We start from the raw sequence: 19,358 nt of genomic DNA, 5'->3' as shown, positions 1-19,358 counted from the left end.
TTATCTCTCCAGTTTGGCGACTTCAGCCGCGATCTTTTCCATGATGTTCAACTCCGCGGCACGGATTAATGCTCGTCCATATCGCTCGGGCTCAGGAAGCTTCATTTCGCCCTCCAACAGCAGGTTGAATGACGTCACGATGTCTCGTCGCTGGCTGTTCGATAGGTCCCAGAAACGGTAGAGCAGGTCTCGAGTATCTTCCTCCCCCATGGTCGCCTCCGGATCCTGAATGACCTGCGCAATTGTCGAACACTCTTGAGATACGTCAACAGCCGAAATCGATCCGAAAGCTCCACTTTTAGGCGCGGGTATTTCGGCTTCCACCGGGACCAAAATCGAGGATGTAAAACTCTCTCTGTCCGAACTGGTCTGGATCGAGATAAATCGTTCTGGGTTATCCTGCAACCGGCGCTGAAACACCTCGACCTTCACACATCGCTCGGCTCCAGCGCCTTCCACTTGGAGTCTAATTAGATTGTAGCCCGGATTGTAGGGCTGTTCTTGACGCGAGGGATTTACCGCAGCAGCGCTGAACCGCACGTAGCTTGGGTCCATTATCAAACGCTGTTTGTGCTTGTGGCCAAACACATGGAAAGCGGCACGGGCGTTTAAGGCGTCATCTACGGCATCGCCATCAGCTAACCAATCAATAGGATGATGGCACAACACCATGTTGAGTGTGTTTGGTGCTGGATTGAGTGCCGTTTGTAACGGACTGAGGTACAGATCCCTTTCCTTGTCATCGTTTCCTTCACGACCGGATAGTAACGTCGAAGTCAGACCGTAAATCCTGAGATTAACACCGTTGTCTAAAGGGATGTCTTGATGCCAGAAAGGCTTTGAAGGCCATATCTGACATGCGAAGGGCGCAGCAAAGTCATTGTAGGCAGAATGGGCCTGGAGCAGGAGTTGACCAGTTGTTTCATCTCGCAACTGCTGCTTCAACTTCCATTCGCGCTGATCGAGAGGAGTAGAGGCAATTGCGTATTGGACGTTCTGAATCGGGACGCTTTTTCTGATGATTTCTCGATCTACATCGTGATTGCCAGGCACGACAAAAATGCGCTCTTTGGGACACCCCGAAATATCAGAAAGCTGCTCGATCCATGCTCGCGCTGTCTGATACTCGTCTGGCGCTGCCTTGAACGCAATATCACCACCAAGCAAAATTGCGCCAACGTTACCCAGCTTTTGAACTTGCTGGGCCAGATCCCGCATCATACGTGTTCGGATAGAAAACTCAGGATCCATCTCTTGAACGAGACAGTCCGGCGATTTGAAGTGAATATCAGAGATGTGCAGCATCAACATGAATGTTATTCCTCGCCGCGACTGGTTTACTCACGTCACGCGCCAACAAGATAGTTATATAAGAATGCTCACGAAAACCTTGTGGCCCTGAAGAGTCGGACCATCACCTATCAACTCCGCCCGTAACGTATCTCAGCTTGCGCTAGAGACAGCAGGCTAAATGCTAGGCCCAGTCTACACAACCAACCGCCCTGCGGTAGAGCTTTGATGTGGTCATTCTTCCGCCATGACTAAAACCTGAAAATTTTAGGTGATACAAATGTGTATCTGATCGCTTCCTACCAACATAAAGGAAGGCTACCAGCTAAGGCTTGCTACTACCGAATTAGCCTGATTTTGACTTTCACACAACGGCAAGATGACCACCATAAGAAACATCATTTCACGGGCGAAACAAACGCTACATATTGGGCCTAGCCGACCCTTCAGAAGCGTTACACCTGCTGGTTAAGTAACACTCTTCAAGGCCGACGCACAGAGACAGTGTTACCGTAATAATTCCCTATGAATACATAAGCTTAGAGATCGTCGTTACACCAGTAACATACGTAACACTGTGTTTTAGACGCATGCATACCCCCGCTCCCCGGAAGCATCATTTCCTCCAGCGAACGCCAGATTCGGCCCCCTATCGCAGGGGGACCCTGAGGCTTACTTTGAGACGCGGGGTCGGAAACCCGCGTGATCGTGTCAGCAGAAAAGTGCCCAGCTTAGTGAACAGGTGAACCGTGTGAACTGCTGTTCACCAGTGCATTTGCCCTATGAATCGAAAAGCCGCTGGGGACCCTGGGCATTTCGGATAGATACGGGGCATAGAACCCGCCGGATCTCGTTAGTGGCTGGGCTCCAAAGTTAGTTGACTGGTTGACCGAGTTGACCGGGCCAATCGTTCACCATCCTGAACGAAACCCATGACCGTTACAGATCAGGTAAGGATACCCTTTTCTTTTCAAGATCCTTTCAATTTCAACGTTTAAATTTCAGTAAGCTGGTGCGGCTGCCGCTACCACGATCCCGCGGGTTTCATGCCCCGTATTCGCAGGATATCCTCAGGGTCCCCAGCACATTTATCTACCCGTTTCAGTCGCCGCTATCATTTACCTGAGCAGCATCCGCCCATACTCGTTGACGAGGAGCGAAAAACTTGAGCCCGCTTAAAATTAAGGTCTACGAGGATGGAGACACGACCATATGGATCCCCGTCAGCAGCCGATCCCCTGAGAAGGAAGCGAGAGCACTCCTTCCGTTTGCAGGTTTGAAAGGCTTCTACAAGCACGGGTTCAAAGCTGCGCCTGAATCATCCTCGTATTTCAAAGCACTCGCGTCGATACAGCGCGCGTACCTTCTCAGGGAGAAAAAGATCTTCAGAGTAAAGATGGGTATTGAGGCTCAGCGACGGGACGCTTGGCGCCACGGTCAATCAAGCTCTTCCCTGCTTAGCCCTACGCTTGGCTGGGTAGAAATTCCCGTCAATAAACTGATGGATATTTCCCAGGAGGAATTGGCATTTGAACTCGAGAGCACAGGAGAGTGGTTAGTCTCTTCTAAACGTATCCAGAAAGATCCTGAGGGTCCGATGTTCCGTCAGACGTTTCGAGAGGACCGGACATTTCAACTCGAATTTAGGGCACGGGCCTTAGACTTGTGGGACGCCAAGTGCGCTCTGTCGGGGGCAACATGCGCACTGGAGGCAGCTCACATAAAAGGGGTTGCCGCGTGTAAATCAGATCTCATTGCCGAAGCGATAGACCCATTCAACAGCATAATATTGAACGTAGCGCTGCACGCCTTGCTTGACTCAGGCCTAATCTCATTCACTGATGAAGGGACTCTGTTGGTGTCAGATAATGTCAATGGACATGATCGAGCGGTGTACGGTTTAGAAACACCCCGGAAGGTTCATTTCCATCTTAAAGCCCTTCCCTACCTTGAATATCATCGAAACCATGTCTTTATGAACACCCTTAAGCCTGGTAAGCGAAATAGCCTTTAACCCCACGAAGGCGGTGGCCAGTAGGAAGCGCCGTGTATGCCCACGTGTATGCCTAACCGAGAAACCACTAAGCAGACCCAATAAATACGGGCATCTTACTATCCATTTCAAATGACGCCGGCACCAGATACAGATGAAAAAGCCCCAGGTCGAAAGAGCTGGGGCTTTTTTGTGGGTGAGATTTGGAATATTTGCCGTCTTTGTCTCTAAATGCTTCCCGGCACAGAGAGATGCTGCAAAAGAGTTACATTGCTTGCCGCTGAACAGCATAGAAAACACTCGATCAAGAACACTCAGGTTTTCAGTCTGAATCTCAAAAATAAAGGCGTGTAACACGGCTACCAAGGTGATTAATCGATGACGGGTGGTTATCCAAAACCTTGACTGAGCTATCAAGGACAACTCGGTCTGCTTCTATCGCGAGGCATGACTGCTACGGACCCACCTAAAGCCCTGGAGTATCTGGAGCGCGTCGGTTACTACCGCCTCAGCGGCTACTGGTTTGCCTTTCGAGAGCGCACCGAACTCAACTGAAGCCGGACTTGTTTCATGAAAGCTTTTCCATTCAGCTGGATGCCAAGACAGGGTTAACCAAACATCATGCATGGATCGGAAAACACGCTGCATTGATCAACCGCTCGAACGAAGATTTCATCCGCCATAAAAAGGAAAAGCACGGGCAATAAAAAACCCCTGAGCAGTCTCAGCACCGAAGCGCATCAACCGACAGGGGCCGTGTTGCGAAGAAGTATAAAGGCTTACGATCGCTCGTCAATCGGCAACAGTATTCATCGTCTTACCGTTTCTGCAACACCTCCAACCGCGCAGGCAAGTCTTCATTGGGGAAGCGCTTATGCAACGCCAGCAGCTTTTCATCCGCCGCTCGGGTTTCGCCAGCCAGGCGCAGATCCACAATCTCCTGCAGCCCCTGCTCCAACGACGGCAACACAATCGCCGCACGCTTGCTGACCTTTGCCGCCGGTTCATCCGCCAACACGCTGGCGGCCTCGGCCTGCACGGGCGGGGCGGCGGCCATGCGGGCCATGGGCGCGGGTGCCGAGAACGCTTGCGATGCCGGGCGGGCGGCTTCCTGGTGGAGCGTGGAGAAGGTGGCTGTGGAGATCTCCGGTTGCGGCACGGGTGAGCGCATCACTACGCCGAGCATCAGCGCTACGCCGGCGACGGTGGCGAATGCCATTTGCCAGCGCGGTTGGCGGCAGGCTTGCAGCCAGCGTTGCCACAGGTTCGGCTGTCGCGCGGGGGCTTCATGGCGGGCGGTGTTGAGGATGAAGGCGTCGAGGGACGCTGGCGGTTCGCCCAGGCTGTGTTGACGAAAATGCTGGAGCAGCTCGTCGTCAGGTGTTTGGCGTGAGTCGGTCATGCGGGTATCTCCTCGGCCAGCAGGCGGCGCAGTTTCTGCTGGGCGTAGCGCAGGCGGCTTTTTACGGTTTCCAGCGGAGCGCCAGTGAGGGCGGCGATTTGCGGCACTTCGAGGTCGCCGTGCAGGCGCAGCAGGAAGACTTCGCGCTGGTCTTCGGGCAAATCTTGCAGTGCAGCGTCGAGGCGCGCGTGGTCGCGGCTCAGGCTCAGTTGCTGCTCGGGGCCGGGGCTGTCATCGGGCTGGGCGTGCAGTTGCTCGTCGTAGCTGTCATGCAAAGGGTTATGCACGCCGTGCTTGCGCCAGTGGTCGATCAGGCGGTTGCGGGCAATCTGGAACAGCCATGTACGAAAACTCGCCCGGCCCTGTGGCTGGGTGCTGCTGCGGATCAGGCTGAGCCAGGTCTCCTGGTAAACCTCTTCGGCCAGCTCGGCCTTGTTGCTCAGGGACACCAGGAACCGGTACAGCCCTTGACGGTGCCGCGCGTACAAAACCTCGAACGCAGCGGCGTCACCGCTTCGGTAGCGGGCCAGCAGCGCTTCGTCGCTGGGTGAATCATCTGGTACGGCCATGTAGTGAGCGAACTCCTTTCTTACAGTCCAAACCGATCTATATGTGGGAGCGGGCTTGCTCGCGAAGGCAGTGGGTCAGTTTCCTAATGCATCAACTGACAACCTGCCTTCGCGAGCAAGCCCGCTCCCACATTGGTTGTCGTTAATGCTTAAGGCTCTGCGCCAACTCAACCAGTTGCACGAACTCGTTGCGCAACCCGAACGGGTCATCGCCGCGGGCCGAGCGGGCCAGTGCGGCGGTGTCCTGCAGGCTCATGTTGCCAGTGTAGCGGCCATCGCCCTTGAGCTGTTGGGCGAAGGCTGCAACGGCCGCCGAGAAACGCAGGTCGTCGCTGGCCTGGGTCGACACATTGCTGATGGGCCGCTCGAGCAACTGGCTGTTACCACCCGCCGCAGGCTTGTAGCGCACGCGCAGCATCGCCAACTCAGCCGATGTGTTTTCAGCCGCGGGCGCAGCGGCGTAGCGCAATGGCTCCAACCACCCCTTCTGGCCCTTCGGCACAATTTCGTACAGCGCGGTGACGGTATGCCCTGCGCCGATCTCGCCAGCGTCGACCTTGTCGTTGCTGAAATCCTCCCGCTTCAAGGCCCGGTTCTCATAGCCCAGCAACCGGTATTCACTGACCTGGGCCGGGTTGAATTCCACCTGCAATTTCACATCCCGCGCCACCACTGCCAGGGTTGAACTGAGCTGGTCGACGAGTACTTTTCGCGCCTCCCGCAGGTTGTCGATGTAGGCGTAATTACCATCGCCCGCGTCGGCCAATTGTTCCATCAAGTGTTCGTTGTAGTTGTCCACACCGAAGCCCAGGGTGGTCAGGGATACGCCGCTTTTACGCTGGTTGGCGGCCATCTGCTTGAGGCTGTCAAAATCGCTGACGCCGACATTGAAGTCACCGTCGGTGGCCAGCAGGATGCGGTTGATACCCTTATCGATAAAGCCGGCGCGGGCCATCTGGTAGGCCAATTCAATACCGGACGCCCCCGCCGTGGAGCCGCCAGCGGTAAGTTGGTCGATGGCGTTGCGGATCCTGGTTTTTTCACGCCCGGAGGTGGGTTCGAGCACCACGCGCGACTCACCGGCGTAGACCACCAACGCCACACGGTCCTGCTCGCGCAGCTGGTCCACCAACAATTTCAGCGTGCTTTTCACCAGCGGCAAGCCTTCGCGGCGGTCCATGGAGCCGGACACGTCCACCAGAAACACCAGGTTGGCCGGCGCCAGGTCCGCCACGGCGCGGTCGCAGGCCTTGATGCCGATGCGCAGCAGTCGGGTGTGCGGGTTCCATGGCGTGGGGGCGACTTCGGTGGTCACGCCAAACGGTGAGCCGTCGGTGGGCAGCGTGTAGTCATAAGGGAAGTAATTGACCATTTCCTCCAGGCGCACAGCGCCGTCAGGCGGCAGGCTACCCTGGTTGAGAAAACGTCTCACGTTGGCATAACTGCCGGTGTCGACGTCTGCACTGAAGGTCGAAACAGGCTGTTGTGCGACGCTGTAGACCGGGTTTTCGGGCAAGTTCTGGTAATGCTCTGAAGGTTCGACCCGATCCGGCATGGCTGCGTCGTGCATGACCCTTGGCGCAGCCAGTAACGCAGGGACCGCCGCTCGCTTGATCAAAGCCGCCTCGGGGCGGGGTGTGGCGGGGGTTGGCGCGGCAGGCTGGGCGGCCTCTTGAGAGGATGACAGCCCGCAACCGGCAAGCACCACCAGCAGCACGGTAACGACAACGCCGCCAGCGATGGGACGCAAGAATAAGGGAGCTTGTGGCATGGTGCTGAACCTCAACAGTTAATAATCCGTTCACAGGTTCAGACGCAAAACACCTCTGGTTCGGGTTAAGGATCGTCATTCCTCGCCACACGCTCGCCTTTCGGCAGTCAGCGCCTTGTCAGTTCAAAGAACAAAGAGTTGTCGGCACTTCAGCAAAACAAGTTTCAATATAACTTGATGGCCCGTAGGAAACTTCGACAACTAAGGCACTTCACTGTTATATTCTCTTCGCCGCGCTCTAAAACTCTTAACAACAATAATCACACTGTAAAATTTTCTGTATTTCCAAAGAAGACGTACTAAACACAATTTAAAAGCACACTTTTTTCTTCTGCGAGCAGTGCTTTTAAAATCAACACTCCACACAGGCTGTTTAACGCAAAAATAAACACAGCCGCTGTTACCAAGCATGACGCACTGCGCCATCAAGACACTCAAGAAACATATACCCCATTGGCAATTCATTTATAGAGTGCGAAGGTATTTCCAGCAAACGGACGTGCACTTCCCCTAAAAAAAAGGAATCCATCTCACAACAAAAACATGGATTGCGCTCATGCGAATTGACTTCAGGCCACTTGTATTTCAACAACCGAACCACGCGAAAAATAACCTGGGTCCGATTCTTCGACCGGCGCCTCAATACGCTCCCGGCCTCAGAATTCTTGGTCGATTCCTGCAGCCATTCTTTCGGCATCCATATATACGCCCTTTCGTACAACCGAGGACCCAGCAGCCCTACGTACGCCCCTTCACTGAGCCCCCCACAAGACGCCCGCAAAAGCCTACTACTACAACCCATCCCATCCCATCCGATACACCGACCAAGCGCAGTTGGGACGGTAAAGATCCCACGCTGCGCCCCGACGACCCGTATGTGGCCAACCTGAATAAACGCTCTTTCGATGCACGCCAGGCAAGCGACAACCTCACGCGGGGCAACACCCAGTGGGTTGACCGAAATGGCGACGGCAAAGTCTCGGTGGGTTACTCATTCAACCGAGGTTTCGGGCAGTTCAACCAGAACCAGCAAGCGATGGCGCGCCGTGCGGTACAGGCGTGGAGCGACGTGTCCAACCTGGTCTTCGAGGAAAATGGGTCACGCGCCGAGGGGAAAATGTCGTTTGGCATATCGGGAGTGCCCACCGCCGTCGGCGCCTACCCAGGTAACCGTCCCGACGCAGGCTCGACCCTGTACAACGCCACCCGAGTCACACCCTTCGACTTGATTCATGAGACAGGTCACGCTCTGGGGCTCAAACATGGCGGCAACTACAACGGCAGCTTGCGCCCAGACTCATGGAGCCACGCGCAGGACTCCCAGGCCCACACCGTCATGAGTTACTACAACGCGGCAAAAAGCGGCAAACGATTGGGGGGCGCCGACCCAGGGTCGCCCATGATGGATGACATTTCCGCCATGCAGAAACTCTACGGTGTGAATCGTCAAATCCGTCAGGGCGACACGACGTATGGGTTCAACTCCAACAGCCAGCGGGACCACTACACCCTCAAATCCAACCGGGAAGCTGCGGTGTTCTGCATCTGGGACGGTGGTGGCAATGACACCCTGGACGTCTCCGGCTACAGGGCCAACCAGACCATTAATCTGAGGGCGGGCTCGTACTCCGATGTCGGCGGGCTCAAGGGCAATGTGTCCATCGCCCGGGGCGTCACCGTGGAAAACGCCATAGGCGGTTCAGGCGACGACGCAATAATCGGTAACGACGCCGATAACCGCTTCACCGGCGGTGCTGGGGGCGACCGCATACGCGGCGGTGGCGGCGCGGATACGTTTGACTACAACAGCGCCAGCGACTCCACGCCGAACAACCCGGACACGCTGATGGATTTCACCAGTGGCAGCGACAAAATCGATGTGTCCAACGCCATGAAGAACGCCAATGTCTCCGCCCTGGCATTTGTCAGCGAAATGACCGGCAAGGCGGGTGATGCGGTTCTCCTGTTTGACCAGACCAGTGGAAAAGGCAGCGTGGCTATTGACCTGACAGGCGACGGCAAAGCCGACCTGCTGATACGCACCCACGGGGAGGTCAAACCCGGGGATATCATCGCAACCGCAAACATTGGCGACCTTGCTCAGCCGCTCGCTGACCCGAGTATTCAGTCCGCGCTTACACCCAACCAGCGAGTGCGCCGTTCGATTTCACACACTTACGAAAACGCCAGTGATTCGCCCTATCACAATAGCCATCTGATCAACGACTTCGTCAGTGGCAAAGACAACATCAATCTCACCGAGTTAATAAAAACTTCGGGCACATCACCCACCCGCTTTAGTTAAAGGCGTTAACCCCAGCAAAGTTCGTTTACCCATGAGCCATGAAGCTCACGCTTCACTTCGTCTATTAAAAGGATTCAAGTAGATGTTCTCTGTCAATCACAAAACTTACTCGGCACTTTCTTCATCCGAGTCCACCTATCAAGACACGCCCTTGGCGTCCTACACCACCGATCAAGCCGCGAGGCAGCTGCTGCGTACCAGCCACACCCGAGGCTTCAAATGGCAAGACAAGAACCGCGACGGCGTCATCGACATTGCCTATGAGTTTTTTACGCCACACAACCCGCACGCCGTCAGCAATGCCCCCGAAGGCGCCAGCGAATTAAGTGAGCAACAAAAGAAACGGGCGCGGATGGCCATGCAAGCCTGGGCCGATGTCGCCCGCATCAAATTCTCGGAGAACAGCACCAGCACCGAGGGCCGACTGACCCTGGGCCTTTACGACGGTGACGGCGAGTCCTATGCATCCCTGCCCTTTCCCATGGATTTCAAAAAAGGTGGCGAGGCGTGGCTGGATAACGGCCATGCCCGCCCCCAGTCCGACCGTTACGACCGGCAGGTCATGGCGCATGAAGTGGGTCATTCGCTGGGGCTGGATCATCCTGGGGACTTCACCCGGCAACCCGTCGCACGTCATTACCTTGAGGACACTCAAGCCTACAGCCTGATGAGCTACAACCCCGAGATCAGGAGTGGGCAAAACTTCTCGAAAAACGCTGAGTGGACCCACTACTCGGCGGCGCCCTTGCTGCACGACATTGCAGCGGTGCAGACGCTCTACGGCGCCAACTTCAACACCCGCAGCGGCGATACCGTTTACGGTTTCAATTCCAATACCGAGCGCGACTATTACAGCCTGACGTCGCCGCGGGACGCACCGGTTTTTTGCATATGGGACGGTGGTGGCAACGACACGTTGGACTGTTCCGGCTTCAACCAGAAGCAAACCCTCAACTTGAACGCCGAAGCGTTCTCCGATGTTGGCGGCATGAAAGGCAATGTCTCCATCGCCAAAGGCGTGACGGTGGAAAACGCCATTGGCGGCGCCCAGGACGACACGTTGATCGGCAACCACGCGAGCAATCGATTAAAGGGCGGGGGCGGCGCGGACACGCTGATGGGCGGCGGCGGCGCAGACGTATTTGTCTACGACAAGGCGAGTGACTCGACGGCGGCCAACGCTGACCTGATCACCGATTTTGTCAGTGGCCAAGACAGGATCGACCTCAGAGGCCTGAGCAAAAACACTCGCACGTCACTGCGGCTGGTAAACGCCTACACAGGGCGCACCGGCGACACCGTGGTGAAGTTCAACCCCTACAGCAGGCGGTACTTTGTCGCCATTGACCTTACCGGCAATGGCCACACGGACTTTCTGCTCAAGAGCACCCGATTGATCAGGCCTCACGATATCAGCGGCCTTATCACCCAACGATAACCTTTCAGGTAAACGCGCTGCTTGAGCCGCAAGGCGCAAGCCGTCGGGCTGCCTGTGCACGCTAACTGACAGAAGGTAAATAGCCATGGTCAGAATCAACCCGAACCCCGTCACTGCTTCTTTGAATACACAGGCTGCCGACTCACCCAGCCAACCGCCCACGCCTCCCTCAGGCCAGGGTAACAACAAGAGATCCTACAATACCGATCAGGCCGCCAAACAAATCACGCGATTGGGCTTTCGCTGGAAGGACCTCAATGGTGACGGCGTCATACCCATTGCCTACCGGTTTTTCACCCCGTCGCAAGCAACCTTCAATACGCCCAAGGGCGCCAATGAATTTACCGCTGCTCAGAAAGCCGACGCCGTACGCGCGATGCAGTACTGGTCGGACCTGGCCAATATCACCTTTGCACAGGATGCGCCCGACGCCGAAGGGCAGCTGTTATTAGGCAACGACTCCCAACTCGGCCTTGCCGGAACAGGCAGCTACCCCGGCATCTACAGTAACGGCACGCAGGTGTGGATCTCTTCGGATGGCATGGAACGGCCCTCCACCCAAGACGGTTTCGGGCAATGGCTTATTAACCACGAGATCGGGCATACCTTGGGGCTGATGCACCCCGGCCAATACAACGGTGACGGAGACTACGCCTCACGCGCCATCTATGCCGAAGACACCCGCGCCTACAGCATCATGAGCTACTGGTGGGAAGGCCTGCTCGGGCATGATTTTGCCAAGCACCGGCGCACCCACTACCCCTCCACGCCGATGATGGACGACATCACCGCCGTGCAAAAACTGTATGGCGCCAACTACAAGACCCGCAACACCGACACCACCTACGGCTTCAACTCCAACACCGGTCGTGACGCGTTCAGCCTGCGGTCCGCAGACGATGCCCCGGTGTTCTGCGTGTGGGATGGCGGCGGCAATGACACCCTGGACGTTTCCGGCTTCCATCAGAACCAGCGCATCAACCTCAACGCCCAGCATTTTTCCGATGTCGGCGGCATGAAAGGCAACGTCTCCATCGCCAGAGGCGTAACGATAGAAAATGCCATCGGCGGTTCTGGCGATGACCTGTTGACGGGTAACAACGCCAACAATCGCCTCAAAGGTGGCGCAGGAGCAGACCGACTGACCGGCGGCGCCGGGGCCGACACATTTGTCTACGACAAGGCCAGTGACTCCACCCTCAGTCGTTCCGACCTGCTGATGGACTTCAGCAGCGGGCTGGACAAGATTGATGTGTCCGGGGCGTTGCGTGAGGCGGGTGTCAACAGCCTGCGTTTTGTCCAACGCTTGAGCGGCCGGGCGGGCGAAGCGGTGTTGGGCTACAACCCGAGTACCCGGGAAAGCAGCCTCTCCATTGATCTGAATGGCAACGGCAGCGCCGACCTGTTCATCAGGAGCAGCAGTGCAATCAGGGCCAGCGATGTGATCTCCAATGGCGCCACTGTGCACCTTCCAGTGACGCCCCCACCACCTGTTCCGGCACCTGCACCTACCGTCACATCGCCTACTGTTTCGCGGACCAAACGCAATACCACTCCCTCGCAACGCGCGCCCTTCTCTGTGCAAAACTGGGCCAGTGGGTCGCTTGAGGGTTCGGCCATGCATGCCAGCGCCAAAGCGGTGGGCAGCATTCGCGAAGTGACCGTGCTGCGCGACTCGTGGGGCTACGAGCGGGTTCATTACAACACCTTGGGCACCGGTTCACTGATCGACGGGGGCGCCAGCGTATTGACCAACAAACATGTGCACGACGCCCTCGCCAAAGGCAGCAAGCTCGAGTTGTGGCTGGGTTACACAGAGGATGACAGCGGCCGCATGCGCGTGGAGCGCAAGGTGCCGCTGGATACCCGGCCGCTCAGTAGCGACGCCAACCTGGATTACGCCGAGTTGCGGGTCGACTTGCCTCAGGCGCAGATCAACGCCCTGGCCAAGCAGTTCTCGCCGCTCAAATTGGCCAATAACACCCAGGCCCAAGCCGGGCAAAAAATCTTTATGCCCAACCACGGTCAGCAAGGCCTTGGCATTGCCTTCCTTAACGCCGCCGGCAAACCCACCAGCGTTTTGGGGCAGAACTCCGACAGCGGCGCCCAGAGTTCTTTCTACCATGACGCCTACAAAATACCCGGCACGTCGGGCTCTCCGCTGATTTCGGCCGACACCGGGGAAATCATCGGGCTGCACTACGGTTCGATCATCGGCCAAGTGGGCAACAGCCGCGCCTCGATGGGCGCCGCGACGCGAGCAGAGCTGATCCAGCGGCACCGTAACCAAGCCCGCCAATGATGCCGGCACTCAGAGCCGCATCCGCAGCGAAGCCCCATTCAGTCAATGGTTCGATAGGAGTGATTACTTTGAAAACAAACCTCAGTATGCCTTTCAGTCAGCCTCATCCGATTGACACTCAGCCGGGCGAGGGATCCTCTCGCCCCCTCGGTCTGCAGCCGTCGAATCAAACCTCAAACCCGCATCGTTTTGTACCCCAGGCATTAGGCCAAAAGGTTCAGGAAAGTCGTCAATGGGCCACCTCGGCAGCGAGCGCTGCAAACACCCGTGGCAGCACGTATGACGCAACCCTGCGTGCAGACGATCCCTACTTAAACAGAGCAAACAGGCAGTCCTTTGACAAGCAACGGGCCATAGAGCAGCTCACGCGGCAGACAACCACATGGCAGGACTCGAACCGAAATAACAAAACCGAGATTTCCTACTACTTCAAAAACGAACGGGGTATGGGATTCAACGAATATCAAAAGCAAGAAGCCCGGCGTTCGATCCAGTCCTGGGGCGACGTGGCCAATTTGGCCTTCAAAGAAAACGGCGGCGCGGCAGAAGGGCAATTGACCTTCAAAATATTCAACGGCATCCCCTCTGCCGACGGCGCCTACCCTTATAGCCGCTACAACGGCGGTGTTGGCGGTGATACCCGCTACAACCAGTATCATGTAACACGACCCACCATGACCCACGAAATCGGTCACGCCCTTGGCCTGAGTCACCCAGGTGCCTACGACGGTAAACTAGACGATACGAAACGTGTCTACGCCCAAGACTCCAAAGCCCATAGCGTCATGAGCTATTACAACGCTCAAAGCAGTGGCAAAAATGCCAGTCACGGCCCATTGGCCCCCATGATGGATGACATCAGCACTATTCAACACAAGTACGGCGCCAACTATCAAACCCGCAGGGAAAACAACACCTATGGCTTCAACTCCAACACCGGGCGGGATTACTACTCACTGAACAGCAACCGCGACTTGGCCACTTTTTGCATCTGGGACGGCGCCGGCAACGACACGCTGGACGTCTCGGGTTACGGCACCAATCAAGTCGTGAACCTCAGGGCGGGTTCGTTCTCGGATGTGGGTCACGGTCAAGGCAACGTCTCAATCGCCCGGGGTGTCACGATCGAAAATGCCATCGGCGGCGCAGGCCATGATGCGCTGATCGGTAACGATGAGAATAACCGGCTCACCGGCGGGGGCGGCGCCGATCGACTACGCGGGGGCCGAGGTGCCGACAGTTTTGTGTATAACCGCGCCAGTGATTCCACGCCGCAAAACCCGGACGAAATCATGGATTTCACCAGCGGCAGCGACAAGATCGACGTGACGGGTGCGTTGCGCAGTGCGGGCCTGTCTTCCCTGTCTGTCGTCCGTGCCTGGAGCGGTAAAGCCGGTGAAGCGCAGCTCACTTACGACGAACGAAGCGGCATGGGTTCCGTGGCCATCGACCTGAATGGCAATGGCAGGGCTGACCTGTTTATCAAGACCCATGGGCAAGTCAGGCCAAGTGACCTCTTGCCCCACAGCGCTGCCAAAGTCACGACGCGCGAGACCTCAGGCGATGGTACAACCGTGGCAAAACCGCCTTTCATCTTCGACAGCGCCCGCGATTCGACCTATTCCAATGCTCGGTTACTGACGGATTTCACCAGCGGCATAGACAGCATTGATCTGCGCGGGGTGGAGAAAGAAGCCAATACACGCCTCAAGCTCGTTGAGGCATTTACCGGGCGCATAGGCGATACGATAGTGAAATACAACCCGCAAAGCGGCCGCTATTTCATCGCCATCGACCTGACCGGCAACCGTACGACGGACTTTCTAATAAAAAGTACGCAATTGATCAGCCCCAAGGACATCATGGTTCACTAACAGCGAACAAGCGGCGAAGCATTTACCAACCTGTAAGGGCCGGTAAACGCTCCTTCACAATTGCGTAGCCGGTTTAGTCCGTGCCGTACTTCGGGTTACGCGGCCCGTACAGAATCCCGGTGCGTTGCCCTGCCGACAGCAGGCGCGCACTGGTGATACCGGCAATCGGGTGCGCCGCATCGGTAGAACTGTTGATCACCTGCTTGACCGCCGCCGTGATCAGCATGCCCACCAGGCCGCCGCTGTTGTTGTTGCCTTCCTCGCTGGATGCACGTGCCGAACCGGTCCACAAGGTGGTGCCGGTGCGCAGGTCGACCAGTTTGGCCGAGGCCGTCACCGAGGTGTCGCTGGAGATCAGCATGTACTTGGTGCCGTACTCACTCACGGTGATGTACAGCGCCGCGTCCGCACCAAAGATGTCATGCAGCTTGGCCGGCGCCACGCCCTGAATATCGTTGGCAGTGGTCAGGCCGTTCTGGCGGAAGGTTTCGTCCACCAGAGCAATCGGCAGCACGTAGTAGCCGGCTTCGGCCAACGGGTAGGTGACTTGCGACACCATGCTGTAGGACGCCTGCACTTCCGGCGATTCATTGATCGGCGGCAGTACCAGGATCGACTTCGGCCGCGCCTGTTTGTAGGCCGTGTAATCAATGGTCTTGGGCGCTGCGCAACCGCCGAGCAAAGCCAGGGCCAGCAAGGCGCCGGTGAGTTTTAACAGGCTCATTTAGTGGCGACTCCGGTCTTGGCGTTTTTCAGCAAAAAGTCCATGTAGGAAGCAGACTCGGGGAACAGCGCCTTCTCGGTGCGCAACTCCTGCACCATCTGGTCATCCTTGCCCATGGTCATGTACAGCATGCCCAGGTGCGCGTGGTAACCCGGCGGCGCTTTGCGGCCACTGGCGTTGATCTTTTGCAGGTCGCGCTCCAGCGCCTCGACCTGCGCTTCCTTGGGCTCGCCCTTGAAGTATTCGTAAACCTGCGGCTGGTAGCTTTCCCACTGATACAGGGGTTGGGGCGCCGTGTGGCACCCGGCGACCGTCGCGATTGCTGTCAGCATCAGCGCCAACTTAACTGCCTTGCTCATCCGTGTACTGCTCCTTGAGGTGCTGCTGATCAGTTGCGCGGGTTCCAGGCGCCGGCGTTGATGCCGTCGACGAGGCGGTTGATGGCTTCGCGCATGGCCAGGTCCAGGACCTTGCCATTGAGGGTGGAGTCGTAGCTGGCGGTGCCGCCGAAGCCGACCACTTCGCGGTTGGACAGCGCGTACTCACCGGCGCCCTGAGTGGAATACACCACTTCGGAAGTGCTGATGTTGACGATGTTCAACGCGACTTTGGCGTAAGCCACTTGGGTTTTGCCACGGCCAAGAATGCCGAACAGCTGGCGGTCGCCGGTTTCTTTGCGGCCGAACTCGGTCACATCACCGGTCACCACGTAGTCAGCGCCCTTGAGCTTCTGCACGGTGCCTTTGATCGCGGCTTCCTGGGAGATTTCGCCCATGTTGTCGCGGTCCAGCACGCTGAAGCGGTTGGTCTGCTGCAGGTGAGTGATCAGGATGGTCTTGGCCTGGCCACCGAGGCGGTCAACGCCGTCGGAGAAGATGCCGCGCATGTAGCTCGAACGGTTATCGAACTTGCCCACGGCAATGGGTACGCGCACGCCGGAATAGGCGACGTTGGCGCTGGCGACTTGTTCCACCGGCATCGCGCGATTGCTCTCCGTGGCACAACCGGCCACGGTCAGCAGCGCTGCGGCGGTGAGGCCCGACAGCAGGATTTTGGACAGTGTTTTCACAGGGTGCTCCTAGAGTGAGAGTTCAGCCGTTGCAGCAGGTAACGCTAGCGGGACGGGATATTGCGTAAATCATCGACGATAAAACGGCTCAGCACGCCGGTGTAAAAGGACTCCACGCTCGAGTTGCCGGAGTTGGTCAGCACACCGGCCATGGTTTTCATGTTCTGCCAGTCGCCGCGGTAACCCGCGGGCATGAGCCCCTGGCGAGCTTGGGAAAAGTGCAGTATCTCGGCATCGGCCTTCTTGATCTTGACCGAATAGTTGAAGTCGACACTGGCGAGGATGGTGTTGTCGTCGACGATGGCGGTCATGAAGCCGCCTTGGGTGTCCTGGATGCGCCGCGTATAGATCACGTCAATGTCGAGCAGGTAGTCGGCCTTATCCTTACTGGTGGCGTAGCGCTTGGCCTGGAGCAGTCGATTGATCAGGTCGACGCCCAATTGCTGGCGAACCTTGTCATCCGGCAGAAAGCGCTCGTTCTTGCCCACAACGTCGACGTCGAAGGTGTCGAGCCAGTAAGTGGCAGTCTTGGGAATGGTGACCGGCGCCGGCGAGATGTAGTAATCCGGCTTGGAGGCGCAGCCGGCAATCAGGCAGATGGCCAAGAGAAAGGCAAAAACGCGCATTGCTTTATTCGTCCCTGAAAGGTGGCATGTTGCTCGTGCCGCGGCATTTTACGGGGTTGCCCAACGTACTCAAGCGGTTTCGGTGCGTAGAGCAGGCGGGCTGTTGATAACAATCGTCTTCGCCAGCATGTCACCCAGGCGACGGCGTATGCCGAACAACACAAAAAGGCCATCCAACAGGCTGAACAGCAGTTTGGGCACATTGCGCAAAAACGATTGGAACACGGTGCAGTTGGTGGGGTACGGGTAACCCACCACAGAGGTGCGGCACAGGCGTTTGCCCAGGCTTTGCCCATTGGGCAAGGCATCGCAGAACAGCATGTAACCTACCGCCAGCCAAAACAGCAGGAAGTGCAGGTAGTGAAACACCACGGCGCTGCCTGCTGAAGAAAAATACACCGCGACGTAATCCAGCCAACCCTTCAAGAACAGCAGGAAAAACACCACGGCCATGTCGATGACGTAGCCCAAAAGGCGCTTGCCTGGGCTGGCAAGGTCGTAGCCGGCGGAGGCCGAAACTGAGTCGTTCATAACGCTGTTGATCCCTACGGTGAGAAAGGAAGGTGTATGCCCCGATTGAAGCGGCGGTTTAACGCCTACTTGGGAATAATGATCGGAATAAACATCGGCGCAGGCGCCGGCGGCGGCTTGATCTGACCTTCGCTTTCCACCACGGTGATGCCTTTGCCTTTCAGGGTGTCGAACAACCGCTCGGTCGCTGCACCGTCGTCGTAGCCACCGTCATCAATGGTCACGCTAAAGCCCAACAGACGCTGGCTTTCGGTGAGTTGCACCTGCCGCGCGCGGAAGAACGACCAGATCGAAATCTTCTTCAGGGCCGACAACTTCACGTTGGCCAGCGACTCATACTTCATGGTCTTGCCGTTCCAACCCATCACGTACAGGTCGTTGGCCGTGAGCGCAAACGTGCAGAAGTAATAAGCGCCCGTATTGGAGTTGGGCGTGGTCATCACCACGGCGCAACGGCCATGTTGAACAATGGGGTCCGTGATGCCTGGGAAGTCTTTCACCAGGTCGGAGGGGTACTGCGCGCGGTCGTAATACACCGTCGCCCGGTCGTAGGGTGTGGTGTTGCAGCCGGCAAGTAACAGCGCAACACCCAGCAAAATCCATGCAGCAAAACGCATTGAGTACTCCCTAGGGCAACTGGTTTTTTAACGCAGCTGCACTGTCCATAAATGCTGAGCCTTTGAAGTGATGGCTCTGAGCCACTAGCGTATCGGCAACCCCGTCAAATACATGAGCAATGCTTTTTCGCTTCATCGACGGGCGGCCGCGTTGGCGAACTGCTCAAGCTGCGGTGTGATGCCGTCATCGGAGCTACTCGTATCCATACCGTGTTTATCTCCCGTCAAAAGAACGAGGGTAACGTGAGGAAAAGCATCAACGCCCACAGCGCCGCGCCCGGCACCATGATCAGGTAGTTCCAGACATTGAAGCGGGCATTGCTCGAGCCATCGGCATCACCGGCCGCAAAGTTGAGCATCGCCTGGCCCTTTTGCATCAGGTAAGCGCGCAGCGGGATCGAGATAAACAGCCAGACCGCAACCGCTGCCGTGCTTTCAATGTGATCAGACAGTCTGTCGACGATATGCGCCGCCACCGTGATCACCACCAGCATCGTCGCCCACTGCTCAAAATCAAAAATATACGAGCGGCCCGTGATGCGAATCTGATGGTCGGCGCGCCGGTACAGCTTATGCACAAAGAAAATACACAGCAGCCCGCGTGCCCAGGGCCAGATGTCGGCCTGGGTGGCCTTCTTGTAGTTGCTCCAGTGCTTGAAGGACCAGAAATACATATAAAGGCCCAAGCTCAGGACCGACAAAATAAACAGCTTTCGCTCGGCGATGACGTAAAACTCAGGCGTGACCTGTGGGGCAACTTCAAGATTGGCAGTGGGGGTGGCGAAAACGTTTTCGGTCATTGTTCAGTCCTTGATGATGAAGTTGAAGCCGCCGGTAAAGGCAGCGC

At 56.9% G+C, this 19,358-nt stretch carries 16 protein-coding genes; 5 read left to right on the top strand and 11 right to left on the bottom strand.

Features of this window, described 5'->3' with window-relative positions:
- Positions 1-1,311, bottom strand: a complete 1,311-nt coding sequence (locus tag HX783_RS13335; protein ID WP_177017171.1) for a metallophosphoesterase — start codon at positions 1,309-1,311, stop codon at positions 1-3.
- A 1,144-nt stretch (positions 1,312-2,455) separates the two neighbouring features.
- Between HX783_RS13335 and HX783_RS13330 the strand changes: the two genes are divergently transcribed.
- Positions 2,456-3,304 (top strand): HNH endonuclease, encoded by an 849-nt coding sequence (locus HX783_RS13330; RefSeq protein ID WP_177017170.1) that lies wholly within the window; start codon positions 2,456-2,458, stop codon positions 3,302-3,304.
- Between the two features lie 796 nt (positions 3,305-4,100).
- On the opposite strand, the gene HX783_RS13320 is transcribed toward HX783_RS13330, so the two are convergent.
- The 3 genes from HX783_RS13320 to HX783_RS13310 form a co-directional block, all read right to left on the bottom strand.
- Complete coding sequence (locus HX783_RS13320) at positions 4,101-4,685, bottom strand: hypothetical protein (protein WP_177017169.1); 585 nt, start codon at positions 4,683-4,685, stop codon at positions 4,101-4,103.
- Positions 4,682-5,254 (bottom strand): RNA polymerase sigma factor, encoded by a 573-nt coding sequence (locus HX783_RS13315; protein ID WP_159953603.1) that lies wholly within the window; start codon positions 5,252-5,254, stop codon positions 4,682-4,684. Before HX783_RS13315 ends, HX783_RS13320 begins: the two co-directional genes overlap by 4 nt.
- 142 nt (positions 5,255-5,396) lie before the next feature.
- Entirely contained in the window at positions 5,397-7,025 is a 1,629-nt protein-coding gene (locus HX783_RS13310; RefSeq protein ID WP_177017168.1) for a VWA domain-containing protein, read from the bottom strand.
- A gap of 877 nt (positions 7,026-7,902) precedes the next feature.
- Here HX783_RS13310 and HX783_RS13305 point away from each other — a divergent pair.
- The 4 genes from HX783_RS13305 (at position 7,903) to HX783_RS13290 (ending at position 14,944) form a co-directional block, all read left to right on the top strand.
- Positions 7,903-9,330, top strand: a complete 1,428-nt coding sequence (locus HX783_RS13305) for a M10 family metallopeptidase C-terminal domain-containing protein (RefSeq protein WP_177017167.1) — start codon at positions 7,903-7,905, stop codon at positions 9,328-9,330.
- Between the two features lie 82 nt (positions 9,331-9,412).
- Positions 9,413-10,768, top strand: coding sequence for a M10 family metallopeptidase C-terminal domain-containing protein (locus tag HX783_RS13300; protein ID WP_177017166.1), 1,356 nt, complete (start codon positions 9,413-9,415; stop codon positions 10,766-10,768).
- Positions 10,769-10,853: 85 nt separating this feature from the next.
- Complete coding sequence (locus HX783_RS13295; RefSeq protein ID WP_177017165.1) at positions 10,854-13,070, top strand: M10 family metallopeptidase C-terminal domain-containing protein; 2,217 nt, start codon at positions 10,854-10,856, stop codon at positions 13,068-13,070.
- Positions 13,071-13,138: 68 nt separating this feature from the next.
- Positions 13,139-14,944 (top strand): M10 family metallopeptidase C-terminal domain-containing protein, encoded by a 1,806-nt coding sequence (locus tag HX783_RS13290; protein WP_256347160.1) that lies wholly within the window; start codon positions 13,139-13,141, stop codon positions 14,942-14,944.
- A 73-nt stretch (positions 14,945-15,017) separates the two neighbouring features.
- Here HX783_RS13290 and HX783_RS13285 read toward each other — a convergent pair whose 3' ends face one another.
- The 7 genes from HX783_RS13285 to HX783_RS13255 all read right to left on the bottom strand — a co-directional run bounded on the left by HX783_RS13285 (position 15,018) and on the right by HX783_RS13255 (position 19,311).
- Positions 15,018-15,668, bottom strand: coding sequence for a DUF799 domain-containing protein (locus HX783_RS13285; RefSeq protein ID WP_083355843.1), 651 nt, complete (start codon positions 15,666-15,668; stop codon positions 15,018-15,020).
- On the bottom strand, positions 15,665-16,027 hold the full coding sequence (locus HX783_RS13280) for a DUF4810 domain-containing protein (protein WP_083355844.1): 363 nt from the start codon (positions 16,025-16,027) through the stop codon (positions 15,665-15,667). The genes HX783_RS13285 and HX783_RS13280 overlap by 4 nt, the downstream gene beginning before the upstream one ends.
- 29 nt (positions 16,028-16,056) lie before the next feature.
- Complete coding sequence (locus HX783_RS13275) at positions 16,057-16,737, bottom strand: CsgG/HfaB family protein (RefSeq protein WP_098465532.1); 681 nt, start codon at positions 16,735-16,737, stop codon at positions 16,057-16,059.
- A 44-nt stretch (positions 16,738-16,781) separates the two neighbouring features.
- Complete coding sequence (locus HX783_RS13270; protein ID WP_177017164.1) at positions 16,782-17,363, bottom strand: hypothetical protein; 582 nt, start codon at positions 17,361-17,363, stop codon at positions 16,782-16,784.
- A 69-nt stretch (positions 17,364-17,432) separates the two neighbouring features.
- Entirely contained in the window at positions 17,433-17,894 is a 462-nt protein-coding gene (locus tag HX783_RS13265; RefSeq protein ID WP_177017163.1) for an RDD family protein, read from the bottom strand.
- 65 nt (positions 17,895-17,959) lie between these two features.
- Positions 17,960-18,511 (bottom strand): hypothetical protein, encoded by a 552-nt coding sequence (locus HX783_RS13260; RefSeq protein WP_177017162.1) that lies wholly within the window; start codon positions 18,509-18,511, stop codon positions 17,960-17,962.
- A 224-nt stretch (positions 18,512-18,735) separates the two neighbouring features.
- Entirely contained in the window at positions 18,736-19,311 is a 576-nt protein-coding gene (locus tag HX783_RS13255; protein ID WP_159953594.1) for a hypothetical protein, read from the bottom strand.
- Positions 19,312-19,358: the final 47 nt, after the last annotated feature.

The organism is Pseudomonas sp. D2002, from assembly GCF_013385735.1.
Taxonomy (GTDB): domain Bacteria; phylum Pseudomonadota; class Gammaproteobacteria; order Pseudomonadales; family Pseudomonadaceae; genus Aquipseudomonas.
Note: the sequence above shows the minus strand (reverse complement) of the source record. Positions and strands in the feature narration are given on the sequence as shown.

What these genes read in the sequence shown, in the direction of transcription:
- HX783_RS13255 (WP_159953594.1), bottom strand. Translation starts at nt 19,311, where the DNA reads ATGACCGAAAACGTTTTCGCCACCCCCACTGCCAATCTTGAAGTTGCC.
- HX783_RS13300 (WP_177017166.1), top strand. Translation starts at nt 9,413, where the DNA reads ATGTTCTCTGTCAATCACAAAACTTACTCGGCACTTTCTTCATCCGAG.
- HX783_RS13280 (WP_083355844.1), bottom strand. Translation starts at nt 16,027, where the DNA reads ATGAGCAAGGCAGTTAAGTTGGCGCTGATGCTGACAGCAATCGCGACG.
- HX783_RS13285 (WP_083355843.1), bottom strand. Translation starts at nt 15,668, where the DNA reads ATGAGCCTGTTAAAACTCACCGGCGCCTTGCTGGCCCTGGCTTTGCTC.
- HX783_RS13295 (WP_177017165.1), top strand. Translation starts at nt 10,854, where the DNA reads ATGGTCAGAATCAACCCGAACCCCGTCACTGCTTCTTTGAATACACAG.
- HX783_RS13260 (WP_177017162.1), bottom strand. Translation starts at nt 18,511, where the DNA reads ATGCGTTTTGCTGCATGGATTTTGCTGGGTGTTGCGCTGTTACTTGCC.
- HX783_RS13335 (WP_177017171.1), bottom strand. Translation starts at nt 1,311, where the DNA reads ATGTTGATGCTGCACATCTCTGATATTCACTTCAAATCGCCGGACTGT.
- HX783_RS13270 (WP_177017164.1), bottom strand. Translation starts at nt 17,363, where the DNA reads ATGCGCGTTTTTGCCTTTCTCTTGGCCATCTGCCTGATTGCCGGCTGC.
- HX783_RS13265 (WP_177017163.1), bottom strand. Translation starts at nt 17,894, where the DNA reads ATGAACGACTCAGTTTCGGCCTCCGCCGGCTACGACCTTGCCAGCCCA.
- HX783_RS13310 (WP_177017168.1), bottom strand. Translation starts at nt 7,025, where the DNA reads ATGCCACAAGCTCCCTTATTCTTGCGTCCCATCGCTGGCGGCGTTGTC.
- HX783_RS13315 (WP_159953603.1), bottom strand. Translation starts at nt 5,254, where the DNA reads ATGGCCGTACCAGATGATTCACCCAGCGACGAAGCGCTGCTGGCCCGC.
- HX783_RS13320 (WP_177017169.1), bottom strand. Translation starts at nt 4,685, where the DNA reads ATGACCGACTCACGCCAAACACCTGACGACGAGCTGCTCCAGCATTTT.